The sequence below is a fragment of the Mucilaginibacter sp. GW821-FHT07H05 genome, assembly GCF_059418485.1.
This window is the reverse complement of the sequence record NZ_JBWKPY010000002.1, coordinates 47,713-65,315: the sequence shown is the minus strand read 5'-3', so window position 1 is coordinate 65,315 and position 17,603 is coordinate 47,713. Positions and strand designations below refer to the sequence as shown.

Sequence of the window (17,603 nt, the reverse complement as noted above, 5' to 3'; positions counted from 1 at the left end):
CTGATCTTCAATTAATCCAGGTTAATGGTTGCCGTAAAGATGTTTTGCTGGCTGCGCGGGTTATATTGATAAACAAAGCTATTGCTTGCCCGGCAAATAATAACTAAACCATAATGTTCGGATATGTCTATAAACCGCTCATCGTTGGTGGGGTAACTTTCAGCATAAAAGCTTAAACTATATGGCGCAATAATTTTGGCAAACAAGCCATTCAGTTCATCGGCGTATATGGTAACATGGTTGTCAACCTTATCGGTTAATGGCCATTCCATGCCCGGTCCTTTAAGCTGAAACGGTTCGCCGTTATCTATCTTTTTGATGATCAGGAGATCTGGACTGATATTCAGTTCGATGCCGCTTGGTTCGTGCCGGGAATGTTTAATGCCGTTGGTTAATAGTTCGGTAATAATTACACGGATGCTAAAAGCAACCTGTTCGGCTTTTTCGGGGATGTGCCGCTCAATAAAGCTGATTACATCCTGCAAAAAAGGATATATCTTTTCCGCCCTGTTCGGAAAGATCATTAGGTGCTTAATTGGCCAGGCAGTCATTTTATCTATTTATTAATATCGGCAAGTGCTTCAGCTTCGTTAGGATATATTTTAAAAACTTTATCCAGCCTGATCAGTGCAAACAGATCGTATATATCCTTTGGTAAATTAATTACCGCTATATCTGTTTTATTAGCCACCGCGTATTTTAACGATGATACCATAGCGCCTAAAAAGGAACTATCCACATATTGTACCCGGTTAAAATCAACCAGTACTTTTTTTGGTTGTCGGTCAATCAGTACAATCATTTCAGCCTTCAGGGCATCAGCCTGCGATAGGTTGGCCTCCTGGATCAATATTTCGGCAATGATTACGCCGTTGTTGTCGTGGGTTTTTAATGTCATCGTTTTAAATCTCCTTTTCTAAAAAGATCAGGCTGCAATCGTCTACCTGTTCCTGTGCTTTTTTTATTATAAAGTCGCTTGCTTTTAGTTGTGTAAAAGTATCGGGCTTGCCTAAAAAGGGCAAAACCCCCGCTTCAAAAACCGCATAATCCGATCGTTTGCGGCCTGCTGTTTCAAAATCTATCAGCCCGTCTGTTATCATCATTAACTGATCGCCCGGGTTTAGTTTAAGTGCAAATTCATCATAATCGCCATCGGGCCTTAAGCCTAACAATAACCCGGCCGATTGGATCCTGCTTGTTTTAGCTTCGGCATGATTATAATAAAGCAAAGGCAGATCGCCCGCGCCCGAATAGCTAATCTGCGATTGCACGGTATCTATCATCACTAACGATAGGGTGGATAGCACCTCGCTCACCACCGGATCGTAATGGACCACGGTGTTTATTTTTTGCATGATGCTTTTGGTAGACAGGTCGCCGTCAAAAATACAAAGGCGCACTGCCGACCGTACATAACTTAAAAACCCGAACGAGAAGAACCATGCCCCCCACTTTTTGCCCATCACATCGCCCAGCACTATAAAAGTATAACGCTCATCGATCCTGATAAAATCAATAAAATCGCCTCCGGGATAGTTTTGAAATGGTTTATGCCAAAAATCAAGCGCAAAGCCATTCATGGCTGGTGTGTTTTGCGGTACCGAATTCAGGTTAAGCGCCACGGCTGCCCGGCTCAGCTCGCTGATCGAACGCTCGTGCTGCTCGCGGATGGTGTTTAATACATTGGTTATTTTAGAAACGATAACCGGTATGGGCACATCCTTTACAATATAATCTATCGCATCCATGTTCATGCCCTCCAGCATTAATTCGGCATTGTTCATGGATGTTAAAAACATAAACGGGATATGCTTAAACTTTTTGCTATCCATCAGCTGCTGCCTAAACTGGAAGCCGTTGATACCTGGCATATCATAGTCGGACAGGATAATATCCGGGGTTTCTTTTTCCAGCAATTCCATTGCGTGCGGGGCCGAATCGGCTTTCATGCAAATAAAGCCTTCGCGGGTTAAGGCCTGGCCCATCGTCATTAAAACAAGCGGGTTATCGTCAACCAGAAGTATTTTATGTGATGCAGGCATGGGTGGTCTTTCAGGTTTTTGGCTTTTTGATAATAGCGCTCGAAAACAAATATACACCGGTAAACACAATAAGCAATGAAATTACATCCATTATGGTCACCCCGTCGTTAGGGTTAAAATAAAACAGGGTATACATTTCAAAATAAGGCGGGGCCGGCATAATGATCATGCCCATACCCAGCAATATCATAATGCAGCCAATAATGATCACCAGCATCCGGTTAAACTTTTCCCTGAACAGGAATTTTTGGGTAATGGTATTATCCAGCTGGTGTTGCGATAGTAAAAGTTCCAGGTCGTCAATCAATTCAAGTCGGCTTAGCCCGGGGTCCAGCTCGCGGAAAGCCTCTATTTTTTTTGGGAGCGAAGCGGCATCAAGCGCGTCGTTTATTTTATCTTTAATATGCTGTGTTTGTTCCTTATCGAGCGGTGTTTTCAGCAACAGCTCGGCCAGTTCATCAACTTTAACTTCAATTAACGATACGTTATCCATTTCGTTTTGTGTAATTTAATAGTGATATTAAACGCATAAAGTAAAGCCAGGCGGCAGGGTTTATAAAATGTATATTAGTATCGGCTAATAAATGAAAAAAATTTCAATTATAACGGTTAATTTTAATCAACCCCAGGTAACACAGGAGTTGCTGCAATCCATTCAACAGGTAAACACCTATAAAGATACAGAAATAATAGTTGTAGATAATGGCAGCACTACCGGCCCGGTTACTCAATTGGTTACACAGTTCCCTAATGTAAGGTTTATACGTTCGGATACTAATTTGGGTTTTGCGGGGGGGAATAATATAGGTATTAACGCCGCTACCGGCGATTACTTTTTCCTGGTAAATAACGATACCGAATTTACAGCCGGCCTGATGGAAAAATTAGCCGATGTGCTAAACCAGCACCCCGAAGTGGGAATGGTATCGCCGCGTATCCAGTTTTTCCCGGATACGGGCATGACCCAATATGCAGGCTCGACCCCGATTAACTACATTACCACGCGTAACAGCATGATTGGTAAATATCAGCGCAACGGCGATGATTATAATAACGTAACAGGCCCAACGGCATTTATACATGGCGCTGCCGTAATGGTAAACAAGGCCGCCATTGAAAAAGCCGGCCTGATGTACGAGAACTACTTTTTATACTACGAAGAAATGGATTGGTGCGAACGTGTAAAAAAAGCCGGTTACCAGCTTTGGGTGCGTGGCGACGCAGTGATCTATCATAAGGAATCTGTATCCGTAGGTAAAAACAGCTGGCTGAAGGAATATTTTATGAACCGCAACCGTATTTTATTTACCCGGCGTAATGCGCCACCCTTGCATGCGCTGCTGTTTTACATTTATTTTATGCTGATGGTAGTCCCCCGCAATATCATCAGTTATATACGGGCCGGCAACAGCGGTTTTATTAAATATTTATTTAAAGCAATTTGGTGGAACGTAACAAATAAGAAGGATAGTACGTATTTAGGGATTACACTTAAATAATGATAACATGAAGATACTATTTTGGGTAAGCCTGTTCATTGCTTTTTATACTTATGTTGGGTATGGTATTTTGCTGTTTATCATTATTAAAATAAAGCGGGCCATTTATGGGCGCAAACAGGTGGCCGATAGCAGCGATGAACTATTGCCCGAATGCACGCTGGTAATAGCGGCCTATAACGAGGCTGATATCATTCGCGAGAAAATTGAAAATACCTTAGCCTTAAAATATCCTCAGGGCAAACTAAAACTGGTTTTTGTTACTGATGGTTCCTCAGACAATACCCCCAATATTATTGCCGAATATCCACAGATCAAGTTACTGCATCAGCCGGGCCGGTCGGGTAAAATTGTGGCGGTACACCGCGCTATGGATGATGTAGATACCGAAATAGTTGTTTTTACCGATGCTAACACCATGCTTAACGATGAGGCCATGGTAAAAATATGCCGTCATTATGCCGATAAAACTGTTGGCGCGGTTGCCGGTGAAAAGCGCGTAAAAATAGAAGCAACCGATGATGCCAGCGCCGCCGGCGAGGGCTTTTACTGGAAATACGAATCGGCGCTTAAAAAATGGGATTCGGAACTATACACGGTAGTTGGCGCGGCCGGCGAATTATTCAGCGTTCGGCGCGATCTTTACCGCCCGGTATCAAACGATACTATACTGGATGATTTTATGATATCGATGCTGATTGCCGAAAAGGGTTACCGTATTGTATACGAGCCCGATGCCTACGCGATAGAGTCAGCATCGGCCAATGTGAGCGAGGAGTTAAAACGTAAAGTAAGGATAGCCGCAGGTGGCATACAGTCTGTTTTGTGGCTGAAAGGGCTGTTCAATATTTTTAAGTACCCCATCCTGTCGTTCCAATATATCAGTCACCGGGTTTTACGGTGGACGGTGACCCCATTTTTTATGATCCTGGCTTTTATAACCAATATCTTGATTGTCGCTGGCCCGGGTGGAGCTATTTATCAACTGCTGATGGCCGGGCAAGTGCTTTTTTATGGCCTGGCTATGTTGGGTTATATGATGGAGAAAAGGCAAATACGTGTGAAAGCCCTGTTTGTACCGTATTATTTTTGCGTAATGAATTATGCTGTGCTGGCGGGTATTATCCGTTATTACAAAGGCAGCCAGAGCGCGGCATGGGATAAAGCGCAGCGGAAGGCGTGAATGCTTTTCATGCTTGCTATCACCTGTCGTAGCAATTGAGCGCAGGGTGTCATGGTGAGCTTGTCGAACCATGGTGGGCAGGCTTACGCACGCACCCTTCGACGGGCTGGGTGACAGCCCTCTTTTCGTTGAGATCCTTTCGCGCACAAAAAAAGCCCGGTGCAAATTACACCGGGCTTTTTTATGTTTTGAAACGGGCTATTAGATCTTACCTAATAAGGCTTCCAATTTATCGTCAAGCTCTTTGCCGCGCAGGTTTTTGCCTACAATTTTGCCGCTTGGGTCAAGCAGGAAATTTTGCGGAATGGCACGTACGCCATAAGCTTTTGAAACTTCGTTGTCCCAATATTTTAAATCAGAAACCTGGGTCCAGGTAAGGCCATCTTTGTGGATAGCTTCGATCCATTTGTCTTTAGCGGTTGGCTGATCTAACGATACACCCAGGATAGTGAAGTTTTTGTCTTTGTACTTGTTAAAGGCTTTAACCACGTTAGGGTTTTCTGCACGGCAAGGGCCGCACCACGATGCCCAAAAATCAATCAGTACATATTTGCCTTTAAATGATGACAGGCTCACCATTTTGCCGGCTGTATCGGCTTGCGCAAATTCAGGGGCCATAGCGCCGATGGCTACACTTTTCCATTTTTCAAGGTACCCGGCATACGTTTTACCTAAAGTAGTATTCTTTACTTCGGGTGATAGGGCGTTGTACCATGGCGCCATTTCTGCATATTCAGGGTATGATCCGCCAACGCTGTTCAAGTTAACCAGGCTCATGTACGAGTCGGGGTGAGTTTTAATATAAGTTTTAACCAATTCGGTTTGCTCTTTTTGTACGGCCTCATATCTTGGCATAAAGGCTGCGTCAAACTCTTTGGTTTTGCGGGTTTCTACGGGAGTAGCGGTGTATTCAGCCATCAGCGTGGCCATTTTGTCGGTAGCCGGTTTAATGTAAGCTTTATAAGCTACGTTATCCAGGTTGATCTTGCCACCGCCAACTTTAGCTTTTGATAACGAGTCGGGGCTGCTTACCGTAATGGTAGCCTGCTCCAGGTAAATAGGCAGCATATCCTGTTTAACCTTGCGGTCCAGGCTCATATAGCCTACACCTTTGTAGTCAACCAGCAAAGTTGCCATGGTAATATCTTTAACGCTGCCGCTAAAGGTAAAAGCGCCATTTGTAGCCACTGTAGAATCGGTGATGGTTTTGTTATCAGCACGGTAAGTTAAAAATACCTTCGATGGCGCGCTGATCTTCCCTACGTTGCCTTTAATGGTATATGCTGTTTGTGCAAAAGCCAGTGCAGGTAAACCTGCAAGTATAGTAAACAATGCTTTTTTCATATCCGCAAAAAATTAGTTTGGTTAATGATTATATCTTCTGCAATATAAAACTTTTGTTAAATTTTCCCAAAAATCTCGGCCAGTTTGTTCTCCAGATCTTCGCCGCGCAGATTTTTGGCAATGATCTTGCCATCGGGGCCAATTAAATAGTTTTGCGGGATAGAACTTACAAAGTATAAAGCAGCAGCCTCGTTGTTCCAGAACTTCAGGTCGGATACCTGTGTCCAGGTTAATCCATCATTCTTTACCGCGGCCATCCAGTCGGCCCTGCCATCGGGCCGGTCAAGCGAAACGCCTACTATCGTAAACTTTTTGGTTTTATACTTATTATAGGCTTTAACTACGTTGGGGTTCTCCTGCCGGCAGGGGCCGCACCATGACGCCCAAAAATCAAGCAGTACATACTTACCCCTGAAGGATGATAGCTTAACAGGCGTGCCGTTGGCATCATTTTGGGTAAAATCAGGCGCTATGGCGCCTATGGATGTAGCCTTCATCTTATCAATAGCCACTTTCATGGCATATCCCGCCTCGGTGGCTTTTAATAATGGCGAAAGTTGATTATATAGGGGCTCTATTTCAGCGGGATCGGCAGAGGGGCCGCCTAAGGAGCTTAAGGCAAGCAAACTTAAATAGCTGTTTGGGTTGGCGGTAATAAATGCTTTCAATATGGTTTCCTGTTCGGCTTGCACGGCTTTCAGCTTAGCCTGTATGCTGTTTTGAAACTCGGCGGTTTGCTGCTGATCAGCAGGGGCGGCTTTAGCATCGGCAGTAATTTTTTTGGCCTTATCATTTACTACGGTTAACCGGGCGCTCAATTTTTTATTATCATCATTAATAGCCGAACCGGTGATCTGCGCCTTACTTACCGAATCGGCCGCACTTAGGTTGATCTCGCCTTTTTCCAGGTAAAAGCTCAGGTTATCCGCACTTTTATCCAGCCGTGTAATGCCCACTCCCTCGCGGTCTATCACCAGTATAGCGCCAACAGGACTTAATACGTTCCCGGTTATTGCAAAGCTGCCGTTAACAATATAGGCCGAATCCAGCACACGGTTAGCGCCTAACTGGTATAACAGGTAGGCCTTGGCAGGGGCATTTAATTTACCTATCTGCCCTTTAACGGTAAAAGCATCCTGGGCGCTGGCCAGCAAAGGGAACAGCGCTATGATGCAGCAAAATATCTTCTTCATTTTTAAATACATAAAAAATAATAACGTGCGATAAGCGGTTAAATTATCAGCTTAGCTTTTGGTAGGTGCGCCACCACAGGTCGGGCATTTCGCCGGATACGGCTGTTTTATAATCATCGTAACGGCAGGGCACTAAATGGAACCGCTCGTTTTGCGAACCGCCTGTTGGGTAAGGTACCTGCATCCACCAGCGGTCTGATTTTTTGCTTTTCACAAATACCAGTTCGTGGTCATCATGCTTCAGGCTGGTTTTATAGATCAGGTATTGCGATTTTGGGTTGAGCGGGAAATCGCGTTTACGGTTATAAAAGCCATCAATAAAATACCAGATCATTTGCGCCAGCAGAGTAGCTGTTTGGCCGTTGTTATCGTAGGCAGGGTTAAACTCATAAAAACCGATAGAGCTTAGCTTATCATTAAAGCCCGCGTAGCGGCAAAGCTGGCAAGCCTCGTCGCCGTAAAAGCCGTTTGGCGTAGCATTGGCATTCCCCATCGCATCGGCCGAACGGATAGCGCCCATATCAAAACTGATCATATTGGCATTACGGATAATCGGTTCGGTAACGGCTACCTGTCCGCTTAGTTCCCCCAGCCGGGTAGTGTCAAAATACAACTTGTCCATTACCCGCAGGCTGTCCTGGTTCACAAAATAGGTTTGATAGCCCAGGTTACTATAGTTAAACAGGTAATTAGGTTCGTGCAGAAATATTTTATTAAGGTACGATGCTGATGTAGTTTCAATGCTCTCGCCGGCGGTATCGTCTTCCAGGTCGAAGCGGGGATCAATCACCACCAGGTCAACCTTTTGTTCCAGTTCGCCATAGGCCAGGTATTGCGCGTAGGTAATGTCCTGCCCGCCGCCGATAATGATAGGCAGGATATCCTTTTTGATCAGTTCGGCCACAACGGTTTTCACCGCATAATAAGTATCGGTTACCTTGGCGCCCTGGCGGATATTGCCCAAATCAACTATTTTAGAGTTGTAATGCCCCTCGTAAAGCTGGTATAATTTTTCGCGCACATAATCCGGACCCAAAGCACAGCCCGAATTGCCGACGGCATGGCGGTCGTCCTGCACGCCGATGATGGCTATATCTATCTTTTCATTTTCAAGATCGGGGAAACCGACCGAAAAATGCTCGATCTTACTACCCAAATGGCTGTTGTAGTACCCGTTTTTAGGAACAATGGTTTTTAAGTCGACCGGCGAAAAGAAATCAGACAAGGACATACTTTGCAAAGGTAATATTTTTTGAATGTGCAGATGTGCAAATATGCAGATATGCGAATGGAGGAAATGCGTGCTTTGATTAATTATAACATCCAAAAATAATCTGCACATTTGCACATCTGCAATATGCACATTAAAGAAAAATGATCCTTATAACTGGCGCAACGGGTTTCCTGGGTTCGGAAGTAGCAAAGCAACTGGCTGAAGCCGGTAAGCCTGTCCGCTGTATTAAACGCGCTAAATCTGTTATCCCGGCTTTGCTGGTTCCTTACAGCCAGATTATTGATTGGGTTGATGCCGATATACTGAATTATTCAGATTTGGATGATGCCTTTGCCGGCGTTACGCAAGTGTACCATTGCGCTGCCTGGGTATCCCTTAAAACAGCCGATAAGGAGCCTATGATCCGCACTAATGTAGAAGGCACGGCTAATGTGGTTAACCTGTGTATGCTGTATGGAGCAAGGCTGGTGCACGTAAGTTCGGTAGCGGCTATTGGCGACGCCAAACCCGGCGAACTGATCACTGAAAATCACCACCTGGACCAGGCTGTCAGTCATGACGGTTATGCTACCTCTAAACTGGAAAGTGAGATGGAAGTATGGCGGGGTATTGCCGAGGGTTTGGATGCCGTGATTGTTAACCCATCTATTATTATTGGGCCTAATGCAGGTACTGAAGGTAGCGGCGCCTTGTTTGAGACGGTGCGCAAAGGCCTGAAATTTTACACATCGGGCAGCATTGGATTTGTGGACGTAGCAGATGTGGCTAAATGCATGATCGCCCTAATGAACAGCGATGTCCGCGATGAACGCTTTATAGTTAGTGCCGAAAACCGCGGGTATAAAAATATCACCACCGAAATTGCTAAATGCTTTAACCTAACGCCGCCTCAAATGCTGGCCAAACCCTGGATGATGGAACTGGCCTGGCGCGGCGCGGCATTTTGGGCTACTGTTAGCGGCGGCACACCCGCCATAGATAAGGTATCGGCACAAAGCGCCAGCGTGGAACGCAATTACGATCACAGTAAGCTGAAGAAAGCCATCGCCTTTAATTTTAAGCCCGTTAGCCAATCGGTAGCGGAGGTTTGCGCGCGTTTAAACGTGTAGATAAATAATCCTGCCCTCTTTCCGCCGCAGGCGAAGAGCGGGCAGACGGGCGGAGCCTCGTCGGGTGAGTCGCGGCGGTAATGCAAAGCCGGCGAGTTAACTCACCCGCTCATCGCTTCGCTGGGGCACCCTCTTCGCCTGCGGCGGAAAGAGGGGAAAGTAAGACTATTTAAACCAGTTAGTCTTCGGCAAGCACCCGCCCGGTCAAGCGTCCACGCTTGACTGTACTTCCTGATTAAGCGTCCACGCTTAATTTATTTCGTAAGCTTGAGATTTGACATACCTCGTAGAGGTTAAAGCTTTGTAGAAAATAATCAGAACGTTTCTCTGCTCCTTTAGGTGCAGCACTCCGTGTTGTGTACCTACGGCACACTGTTAAATTTAATACATGTTTCTACAAAGCTTTTGCTCCTGGCGGAGCAAGAAATCTCTAAATAATGAAATAAAAGGTCAGCATCACCGGGCTATAATTAAATCACCTATCCTAAAACATATTGCAATATATTTGCGGCTTATAAACTATTTAACCAGTTAAAGGTCTATACGCTATTAAAAAAGATATGCCGCAAAATTACTATCGACAAAAAATTACTGCCTTTTTAGGTTTTACCCTTGTTTTTACGCTGGCCTTTGCCTGCGCGAAGGCGCAAACCAATACAGGCGCTAATGAGGCTGGCGGCTTTAAATTTAAAACGGTAGTTATTGATGCCGGGCATGGCGGTAAAGACCCCGGCGCGCATGGCGTATCGGCCAAAGAGAAAAATGTGGCGCTGGGTATAGCCCTGAAACTGCGCGATGCCATTAACGAAACGCTGCCCTCGTTAAAAGTGATCATGACCCGCACTACCGATAAATTTGTGGAACTGCAGCAACGCTCGCAAATTGCTAATGATGCCAAGGCCAACCTGTTTATCTCCATCCATTGCAACTCAACGCCGCAGCGTACCGGCACCCGTAAAGGGACATTGCTATTGGTGTATGGCTACCACCGTAAAGGCGAACAATTAGAGGCCCTGCGCGAAAACTCGGCTATTTACCAGGAGAAAGATTACAGCAAAAAATACCAGGGTTATAAGGATAATGACCCATCGTACTTCATTTTATTAAATGCCTTTATGCAAACCTACCGCGAGCAAAGCATTAAGTTTGGCCGGCTGGTAAGCAAGGAGTTCAGCGAGCAGGATAACCGCCGGGGCGAAGGGGTGCACGAACAGGGTTTGCTGGTGCTGGCCCATAGCGCCATGCCATCGGTACTGGTAGAAACAGGGTTTATCAATAACCCGGATGAAGAGAAATACCTGGCATCAGACGAAGGGCAGAACGAGATAGCGCAATCTATACTGCGCGCGCTGAAGAAGTACAAGAAAAGTTTCGACAGGGACTGATTGCTGCAGGCAGTAAATATTTACGCAGACCTATAAATCCCTCCGCATAAATATTAAATTTGCTGAAACCAATAAAGCCCAATACCCTCTTCTTAATGCTATCGCCATGAAAAATATTTGTTTTTTGCTGCTTGTAATGATGTGTTTTGAAACGTACGCCCAGGACGGCCCGGTAGTTAAAACGGCTAATGGCACGCTACAGGGTGTGGCCGAAGTGAGCGGCATCCACTCCTTTAAAGGCATCCCGTTTGCACAACCGCCGGTTGGTAGTTTACGCTGGCGCGAACCGCAGGCACCCAAAAACTGGGAGGGCATACGCAAGGCCGATCATTTTGGCCCGCAGGCCATGCAGCGATATATTTATAGCGACATGATGTTCCGCAGCGATGGTAAAAGCGAAGACTGCCTGTACCTGAATGTGTGGACCCCGGCCAAATCAGCTAAAGAGAAACTGGCCGTACTGGTATATTTTTATGGTGGCGGCTTTACCGCCGGCGATGGATCGGAATACCGTTATGATGGCGAGACGCTGGCTAAAAAAGGAATTATAACCGTTACGGTAAATTACCGCTTAGGCATCTTTGGTTTTATGGCGCACCCTGAACTGACTAAGGAATCGACAAACCATGCATCGGGCAATTATGGTTTGCTGGACCAGCACGCGGCGCTGGTTTGGGTGCAAAAAAACATAGCGGCCTTTGGCGGCGACCCTAAAAAAGTAACCATCGGCGGCGAATCGGCAGGCTCTATGTCGGTTTGCGGACAAGTGGCATCACCCTTATCAAAAGGCTTATTTATTGGCGCTATCGGCGAAAGCGGGGCGTTATTAGGTAACCTGTCGCCTATGCCCCTGGTTACTGCCGAGCAAAATGGGGTTAAGTTTGCCACCACGGTGGGTGCCACATCGTTAGTCGATTTACGCAACATCCCGGCCGATAAACTGCTGGAGCTATCGGCCAATGCCCGGTTTGGTACTACTGTAGACGGCTATTTTTTACCCGAAGCACCAAAAGCCATTTTTGAGGCCGGCAAGCAAATGCATGTAAATTTATTAGCCGGCTGGAATTCGGAAGAATCAGGCGCGGGCAGCATCTTAGGTAAAGCTGAACCAACCGTAGCTAATTATACCGATGCTGTGCAAAAGCTATACGGTGATAAGGCTGCGGATATATTAAAAGTATACGCCCCGGCAAGCGATGCCGAGGTGCGGCAGGTAGCTACCGAACTGGCATCAGACAAGTTTATCGCTTTCAGCACCTGGAAGTTTATCGATATGCAAAGTAAAACCGGCGGGCGTCCGGTTTACCGTTATTATTTTACCCGCAAAAGACCAACTACAGTAAGCGGAAAGGTAAATACCGGCTTTGGCGCGGTGCATTCGGCCGAGATTGAATATGCGCTGGGCAACCTGCCTACCAATAAAGTTTACGCCTGGACACCGGAAGATTATCGGGTATCGGAAGCTATGCAATCGTACTTCGTTAATTTTGTAAAAACAGGGAACCCTAACGGGCCGGGCTTAAGCAATTGGGAAATTGTAGTGCCCGGTTTGCCTCGGGTAATGATGATAGATGTTAATTGCCGGCAAAGAATGTCGGCTACCGAGGCCAGGTATCAGTTGCTGGATAGTTTTTAACCGGAGAGATTTCTACAAACGAGATGCCACGCAGGGGCATAAATTTTTGGTTAATCATAATAACATCGACTGTGACAATAAGCACCTATTTTGAACCGGATTTGGACAGTGCTTGGTAGGATTTACCATCTAAAATTGCCTGTATACCGGCTGCAATGTCATAAACATTCCCCTGTCTTTGATTAGATAGGATAATGATTGTTCTGCCTTTGGTAGCATCCGTTAATTCCAATGCCTGGTAATGCGCTGCTATACCGTCATGCGTATGTTTAATAAGCTTATTGCCTTTCATTATACCGGCGCCCAGGCCGCATTGCTTGTCAGGTCCAATCGGAGTGAGGATTTTGCGAGTAGACACGGGATTGATCAGGCAAAAACTGGTGATACATTGTGACCATTTGTAAAAATCGTCTACGTTTAAACTGGTCCAACCCGATATGGGCACTTCAAGTCCATCCTGTTTAAAATCATTATTAAATGATCTGGCCACAAAAGTATCGCTATCAGTAGGATCAATCACCTCATTGTTGATACCTGCTTCTTGGAACATATTCTGCTTTACGAATTGATTAAAAGTAATACCAGTTACTTTTTGAATTATCTGTCTGCGTAAAAAAGTATTATTATTATTGTATGCATAACTACTGCCAGGTTCAAAATCTAATTTGTGCAGGGAGTCCAGATTCTTCCAATTATCCGAATCACCATGAACAGTCTGGTATTTTATTTCAGGTAGTCCACTTGTATACTGTAATAAATTTTTGATACTAATTTTTTCTGCCCATGCCGGTAAATTCGGGAAAAACTTAGATACCTTATCATTGATACTTAATTTACCCTGCTCTTGAAGCATCATAATGCCTACTGCATCAAACTCTTTCGCTATCGACCCAATATGAAAGCGATATTGCAGGGTAAGCGGAATATTTTTCGACGCATCTGCAAATCCGATTGCCTTTCTAACAATCACTTTTCCGTGATTGGCTATTAATATATTCCCATTGAAAAGGCCTGCTTGGTTTGCTTCGTGTAAATAAGTATTTATTAAAGCTGCTTTATCATTTTGGGCAAATGTTCGGGTTCCTATTAAAAATATTGTTAGAAAAATAAGTGAAGTACTTTTGTGAATTTTTTTCATAAACTTTTATTTGTCCGTAAGACGCGGTAAAAGTTTATTCGTTACATATTTCAGACGATATTAAAGCCATTTCCTGCCATCCAAATCATTAGGTAGCAATATCCTGGCCGGTACACCCTTAGCCAGCAATCGTATCATGCTCGTGGCTGAATTGTGCGCTACACTGCATGCAAGCCTGGTTTAATTAAACCACTTTTTGTGAATGGCCAGCTTAATGGCCGATGCTTTGTTGGTTACATGTAGTTTTTCGTAAATATTAGCGGTATGCTTGCGTACGGTGTGCGGACTGATAAACAGGCGTTCGCCTATTTGCTGGTAATTTAGTCCGTCAACAATGCGCTGCAATATCTCTATCTCGCGCGATGACAGGATGCAATCGTTTTGCGCGGCCACCGATTCTTCGGGCTTGCTGGTATTTTTTAACAAGGTTAAGGCTTTCTGCGCTATCCGCGGCGACATGGGCACGCTGCCATCGTAAACGCACTCGGTTATGGCCCTTACAATATGCCCTATCTTTTCGTCCTTGAGTAAGTAGCCGCAGGCTCCGGCCTTAATGGCTTCAAACAGTTTTTCGTCGTCATCAAAAACGGTCAGCATCAGGCATAGCACTTCGGGGTAAACTTCGCGGGTGATACCTACGGTTTCAATGCCATCCATATTGGGCATCTCAATATCCATCAGCACTACCTGTGGTAATTGCTCGGGCTTCAGCATTTTCATGGCCTGCAAAAACTCGTCGCCATCGGCGGCTTTCAGCACAACCGCTATCTCTTCGTAATAAGCTAACTGCTCGCATAGCGTTGTTCTTAACAAGCGCTTATCGTCAACAACTGCAATTCGGATGCCCATTTCGGTTGGATTAAAAAAGGATGATCAATAAGTTTAGTATAAACATAGGTATTTCCAAAGTAAAAATGGCTGCCTCTAAAAAGAGGCAGCCCACACCTCACACGCCTACAGGTTGCACTTGCTGAACCTGAAGTTAGAGTTTTTTTATAGGTAGCGTTTAAAAAGTAAAGCCTAAGCGCAGGCCAACAAAGCCGGCGCTGCTATAACCTTCGTACCTGATGCTTGGATCAAACGCGCCTAAATGCGCGCCTACGCCAAATGAGTAAGTAAAATCGGTACTGCTAACCGATGACAGGCTTGAAGTGGTAGTAGATGGAATGTATACCCTGGCTATGGTAAAACCGGCTTCGCCCAAACCATACAGGGTACCGTTAAACATATATTCGTAACCCGCTTTAATGGGTATGTTAAGCTGGGCCTTTGTGTTTACGCCGGTCATGCTTTTAGGGATGAAGGCCATAACACCGGTAGTACCGGTAACCGCGCTGTTATCGCTGATAGGCACGGCAACACGTAAGGTTGCACCCGCACCTACTTTGTAGCCCGCGTTGGTGGGTAAAGCGCCTTCAAGGCCAAGGCCGATACGGAATTTTTCGGAAGATTTGTCCTGTGCCGAAGCAGAAAGTGCAACAACTGATAACAACAGGGCGATTGCGAAGGTAAAGTTCTTTTTCATTTTGATTAAGTTTTTGATGGTTGATTAAAGTGTTAATTAATTGTGTGAAAGTGTCTGTTAAATCACACTGCTAAGCAACGGCTTATTGGCAGGCACATCAATAACTCATATGTAGTATTTTTAAAATCAATTACTTATGCTATTTTGCATGATAGATTTCGGGCAGAGAAAGGTACCCCTGATCAGCGGCCGGTAGCAGATCCATCTGCTACAACCAACCAATTATAAAAGATACGGGGGGCGTAAAGCAACCCGGCAAAATACCCCATATGTAGTATTGACGGCAATGGAAAAATGGCGTCAATTAGTACTGTACACCTTACACCAATTTGAACTATCCATGCGCAACCTAATTGGCCATACAAAAGCCCTGTTGATTACAACAGTGTTGTGGAGTAGCTCCATATCTGCAACGGCACAGGTAAAACGGATTACCGATAGCCTTGAAAACATTTTGCAAACAGGTACCGTAACCGGTAACGCACGTATTGATATCACCAATAAGTTAGCCACTTATTTAGTAAGAAAAAGCAGCGACCGCGCCAAAGCGTTTGCCAGCCAGGCCTTAGCCGAATCTATCAAAGCCGATTACCGCGAAGGTGAAGGGATGGCTTATATGACATACGGTATGATATACCAGCAAAGCGGGGTGTTAGATTCGGGCTTGTTATATGCAGATAAGGCTGGTAAAATACTTCCGGGTATCCCTAAAAGAGTTATTGAAGCCGGGGTTTGCTACCAGTTAAAAGCCATGATGCTGAGGATGAAGGATAAAAGCAGCGATGCGATAACCGCTTATATGGAAGCTATCAGGTACTTTGAAAAAGGGAATTATAAACCGGGCATAGCCGACGCCTACGTTGGGATAGCGGCCATGTTTGTAACGCAAACCCAGTATCTTAAAGCAATAGAATATCATCAAAAGGCCCTGAAGCTTTATACAGAACTAAACCTGGTGTCCTTTATTTCGCAGGAGACCGGTAACCTTGGTTTAGTTGAATCGAGGTTAAAGCATTACGATAAATCATTAAACTATTTTAAACAGGCGCTAAAAATACTGGAAGGAACGGACGATCAATCGGGGGTAGCGGATATTTACAACAATATGGGCGAAACCTATTTTGATATGAAAAACTATCAGCAAGCCATTAACTGTTTAAAGCAGGCCGAAACCATCCGTAAAAAAATAGATGAACCTAAAAACCTGAGCTATACGCTAAACTACCTGGGGATGGCTTATGAACAACTGGGCGATAAAGTTAAAGCGATAACCTATATGAAACAGGCCCACAGCCTGGCGGCAAAGCTGAATAATACCAGGCAGATACAGGATTCGTTTGAGGCCATGTCGGCTTTTTACGCGCATAACCGCCAGTTGGATTCGGCCTACTTTTTTAGCAATAAATTCAGGTTGTTAAAAGATTCGATTGATATTACCGACAATAAAAAAGCATTTAACAGTCTGCTGGTAAAATACGAAACCGAGAAAAAACAGCAGCAGATCAACTCCTTAAACCAGGAAAATACCATCCAAAAACTGTCTATCATTAACCGCAATAAAACCATTGGGATAATTATTGGCTTTATTTTGCTTGCGGGCATAGTTGGCGCATTGTTTTACAACCGTAATAAATTAAAACAAAAGGCCCAAATGCAGCAACAAATGCTGGACCAGCAGGATAACCTGACCAAAGCGGTAATTGAAGCCGAAGAAAAAGAACGCAAACGCATCGCCAGCGATTTGCATGATGGCGTAGGGCAGTTGTTTTCGGCCGTAAAGATGAACCTGGGCGGACTGATAGACCGGGTTAAAATGGAACGGGAGGAAGACCGTTTCCTGGCCGAGAAAACCATGGCGCTGGTAGAGGAAAGCTGCAAGGAAGTAAGGGTAATATCGCACCAGATGATGCCTAATATGCTGCTGCGGTCGGGCATAGCATCGGATGTGAAAAGCTTTATCGAAAAGATAGACTCGGAGCGGTTAAAGGTAAATGTGGAAGCTATTGGTTTTAAAAACCGCATTGAAAGTAATGTGGAAACGGTTTTGTACCGCGTGATACAGGAAACGGTAAACAATGTGATTAAGCACTCTAAGGCATCTAAACTGGATATTATACTTAACCGGGATACTGCCGGCATTACCGCTGTAGTAGCCGATAATGGTATCGGGTTTAATGCCGATCATAAAGATAGTTTTGATGGCATTGGCCTTAAAAATATTGCCACCCGTATTGAATATCTGAAAGGCACGGTGGTTTATTACTCATCGCCCGGTAAAGGGACTTCGGTAAACATTTGGGTGCCGGTTGCTTAGT

Annotated in this window: 16 protein-coding genes; 6 read left to right on the top strand and 10 right to left on the bottom strand. The window is 44.9% G+C overall.

The window, feature by feature from the left end:
• Positions 1–11 precede the first annotated feature (11 nt).
• The 4 genes from AC07M6_RS04315 to AC07M6_RS04300 are packed head-to-tail and all read right to left on the bottom strand — an operon-like array spanning position 12 to position 2,535.
• Positions 12–551 (bottom strand): hypothetical protein, encoded by a 540-nt coding sequence (locus AC07M6_RS04315; protein WP_494887691.1) that lies wholly within the window; start codon positions 549–551, stop codon positions 12–14.
• A gap of 5 nt (positions 552–556) precedes the next feature.
• Positions 557–898 carry an STAS domain-containing protein gene (locus AC07M6_RS04310; protein WP_494887690.1) on the bottom strand — a complete coding sequence of 114 codons (342 nt, stop codon included), beginning with the start codon at positions 896–898 and terminating at the stop codon, positions 557–559.
• A gap of 4 nt (positions 899–902) precedes the next feature.
• Entirely contained in the window at positions 903–2,042 is a 1,140-nt protein-coding gene (locus tag AC07M6_RS04305; protein WP_494887689.1) for a response regulator, read from the bottom strand.
• A 10-nt stretch (positions 2,043–2,052) separates the two neighbouring features.
• A complete protein-coding gene (locus AC07M6_RS04300; RefSeq protein ID WP_494887688.1) occupies positions 2,053–2,535 on the bottom strand; it encodes a hypothetical protein in 483 nt (160 codons plus the stop codon).
• Positions 2,536–2,626: 91 nt separating this feature from the next.
• Between AC07M6_RS04300 and AC07M6_RS04295 the strand changes: the two genes are divergently transcribed.
• Positions 2,627–3,541, top strand: coding sequence for a glycosyltransferase family 2 protein (locus AC07M6_RS04295; RefSeq protein ID WP_494887687.1), 915 nt, complete (start codon positions 2,627–2,629; stop codon positions 3,539–3,541).
• Positions 3,542–3,548: 7 nt separating this feature from the next.
• The gene (locus AC07M6_RS04290; protein ID WP_494887686.1) at positions 3,549–4,724 is read left to right on the top strand and encodes a glycosyltransferase family 2 protein; all 1,176 of its coding nucleotides are present in this window, start codon (positions 3,549–3,551) and stop codon (positions 4,722–4,724) included.
• Positions 4,725–4,925: 201 nt separating this feature from the next.
• On the opposite strand, the gene AC07M6_RS04285 is transcribed toward AC07M6_RS04290, so the two are convergent.
• Genes AC07M6_RS04285 through AC07M6_RS04275 form a run of 3 tightly spaced genes read right to left on the bottom strand, consistent with a single transcriptional unit; the run spans position 4,926 to position 8,492 of the window.
• Positions 4,926–6,068, bottom strand: a complete 1,143-nt coding sequence (locus AC07M6_RS04285; protein ID WP_494887685.1) for a redoxin domain-containing protein — start codon at positions 6,066–6,068, stop codon at positions 4,926–4,928.
• Between the two features lie 56 nt (positions 6,069–6,124).
• The gene (locus tag AC07M6_RS04280; RefSeq protein ID WP_494887684.1) at positions 6,125–7,261 is read right to left on the bottom strand and encodes a redoxin domain-containing protein; all 1,137 of its coding nucleotides are present in this window, start codon (positions 7,259–7,261) and stop codon (positions 6,125–6,127) included.
• Positions 7,262–7,307: 46 nt separating this feature from the next.
• On the bottom strand, positions 7,308–8,492 hold the full coding sequence (locus tag AC07M6_RS04275; RefSeq protein WP_494887683.1) for a formimidoylglutamase: 1,185 nt from the start codon (positions 8,490–8,492) through the stop codon (positions 7,308–7,310).
• 143 nt (positions 8,493–8,635) lie between these two features.
• On the opposite strand from AC07M6_RS04275, the gene AC07M6_RS04270 reads away from it, so the two are divergent.
• From AC07M6_RS04270 to AC07M6_RS04260, 3 genes are all read left to right on the top strand, one after another.
• Positions 8,636–9,604, top strand: a complete 969-nt coding sequence (locus tag AC07M6_RS04270; protein ID WP_494887682.1) for an NAD-dependent epimerase/dehydratase family protein — start codon at positions 8,636–8,638, stop codon at positions 9,602–9,604.
• Positions 9,605–10,164: 560 nt separating this feature from the next.
• Positions 10,165–10,989: an N-acetylmuramoyl-L-alanine amidase family protein gene (locus tag AC07M6_RS04265; protein WP_494887681.1), complete on the top strand. Its 825-nt coding sequence runs from the start codon at positions 10,165–10,167 to the stop codon at positions 10,987–10,989.
• 106 nt (positions 10,990–11,095) lie between these two features.
• Positions 11,096–12,625 (top strand): carboxylesterase/lipase family protein, encoded by a 1,530-nt coding sequence (locus AC07M6_RS04260; protein ID WP_494887680.1) that lies wholly within the window; start codon positions 11,096–11,098, stop codon positions 12,623–12,625.
• A gap of 85 nt (positions 12,626–12,710) precedes the next feature.
• Here AC07M6_RS04260 and AC07M6_RS04255 read toward each other — a convergent pair whose 3' ends face one another.
• The 3 genes from AC07M6_RS04255 to AC07M6_RS04245 form a co-directional block, all read right to left on the bottom strand.
• On the bottom strand, positions 12,711–13,763 hold the full coding sequence (locus AC07M6_RS04255; protein WP_494887679.1) for a serine hydrolase domain-containing protein: 1,053 nt from the start codon (positions 13,761–13,763) through the stop codon (positions 12,711–12,713).
• A 180-nt stretch (positions 13,764–13,943) separates the two neighbouring features.
• Entirely contained in the window at positions 13,944–14,612 is a 669-nt protein-coding gene (locus AC07M6_RS04250) for a response regulator transcription factor (protein WP_494887678.1), read from the bottom strand.
• A 157-nt stretch (positions 14,613–14,769) separates the two neighbouring features.
• Complete coding sequence (locus AC07M6_RS04245) at positions 14,770–15,288, bottom strand: outer membrane beta-barrel protein (RefSeq protein ID WP_494887677.1); 519 nt, start codon at positions 15,286–15,288, stop codon at positions 14,770–14,772.
• Positions 15,289–15,574: 286 nt separating this feature from the next.
• Between AC07M6_RS04245 and AC07M6_RS04240 the strand changes: the two genes are divergently transcribed.
• The gene (locus AC07M6_RS04240) at positions 15,575–17,602 is read left to right on the top strand and encodes an ATP-binding protein (RefSeq protein WP_494887676.1); all 2,028 of its coding nucleotides are present in this window, start codon (positions 15,575–15,577) and stop codon (positions 17,600–17,602) included.
• Position 17,603 lies beyond the last annotated feature (1 nt).

Bases quoted from the DNA above. Each gene is read 5' to 3' on its own strand.
- AC07M6_RS04265 (WP_494887681.1), top strand. From the start codon at position 10,165: ATGCCGCAAAATTACTATCGACAAAAAATTACTGCCTTTTTAGGTTTT.
- AC07M6_RS04315 (WP_494887691.1), bottom strand. From the start codon at position 551: ATGACTGCCTGGCCAATTAAGCACCTAATGATCTTTCCGAACAGGGCG.
- AC07M6_RS04280 (WP_494887684.1), bottom strand. From the start codon at position 7,261: ATGAAGAAGATATTTTGCTGCATCATAGCGCTGTTCCCTTTGCTGGCC.
- AC07M6_RS04275 (WP_494887683.1), bottom strand. From the start codon at position 8,492: ATGTCCTTGTCTGATTTCTTTTCGCCGGTCGACTTAAAAACCATTGTT.
- AC07M6_RS04250 (WP_494887678.1), bottom strand. From the start codon at position 14,612: ATGGGCATCCGAATTGCAGTTGTTGACGATAAGCGCTTGTTAAGAACA.
- AC07M6_RS04300 (WP_494887688.1), bottom strand. From the start codon at position 2,535: ATGGATAACGTATCGTTAATTGAAGTTAAAGTTGATGAACTGGCCGAG.
- AC07M6_RS04290 (WP_494887686.1), top strand. From the start codon at position 3,549: ATGAAGATACTATTTTGGGTAAGCCTGTTCATTGCTTTTTATACTTAT.
- AC07M6_RS04310 (WP_494887690.1), bottom strand. From the start codon at position 898: ATGACATTAAAAACCCACGACAACAACGGCGTAATCATTGCCGAAATA.
- AC07M6_RS04245 (WP_494887677.1), bottom strand. From the start codon at position 15,288: ATGAAAAAGAACTTTACCTTCGCAATCGCCCTGTTGTTATCAGTTGTT.
- AC07M6_RS04305 (WP_494887689.1), bottom strand. From the start codon at position 2,042: ATGCCTGCATCACATAAAATACTTCTGGTTGACGATAACCCGCTTGTT.
- AC07M6_RS04285 (WP_494887685.1), bottom strand. From the start codon at position 6,068: ATGAAAAAAGCATTGTTTACTATACTTGCAGGTTTACCTGCACTGGCT.
- AC07M6_RS04240 (WP_494887676.1), top strand. From the start codon at position 15,575: ATGGAAAAATGGCGTCAATTAGTACTGTACACCTTACACCAATTTGAA.
- AC07M6_RS04260 (WP_494887680.1), top strand. From the start codon at position 11,096: ATGAAAAATATTTGTTTTTTGCTGCTTGTAATGATGTGTTTTGAAACG.
- AC07M6_RS04270 (WP_494887682.1), top strand. From the start codon at position 8,636: ATGATCCTTATAACTGGCGCAACGGGTTTCCTGGGTTCGGAAGTAGCA.
- AC07M6_RS04255 (WP_494887679.1), bottom strand. From the start codon at position 13,763: ATGAAAAAAATTCACAAAAGTACTTCACTTATTTTTCTAACAATATTT.
- AC07M6_RS04295 (WP_494887687.1), top strand. From the start codon at position 2,627: ATGAAAAAAATTTCAATTATAACGGTTAATTTTAATCAACCCCAGGTA.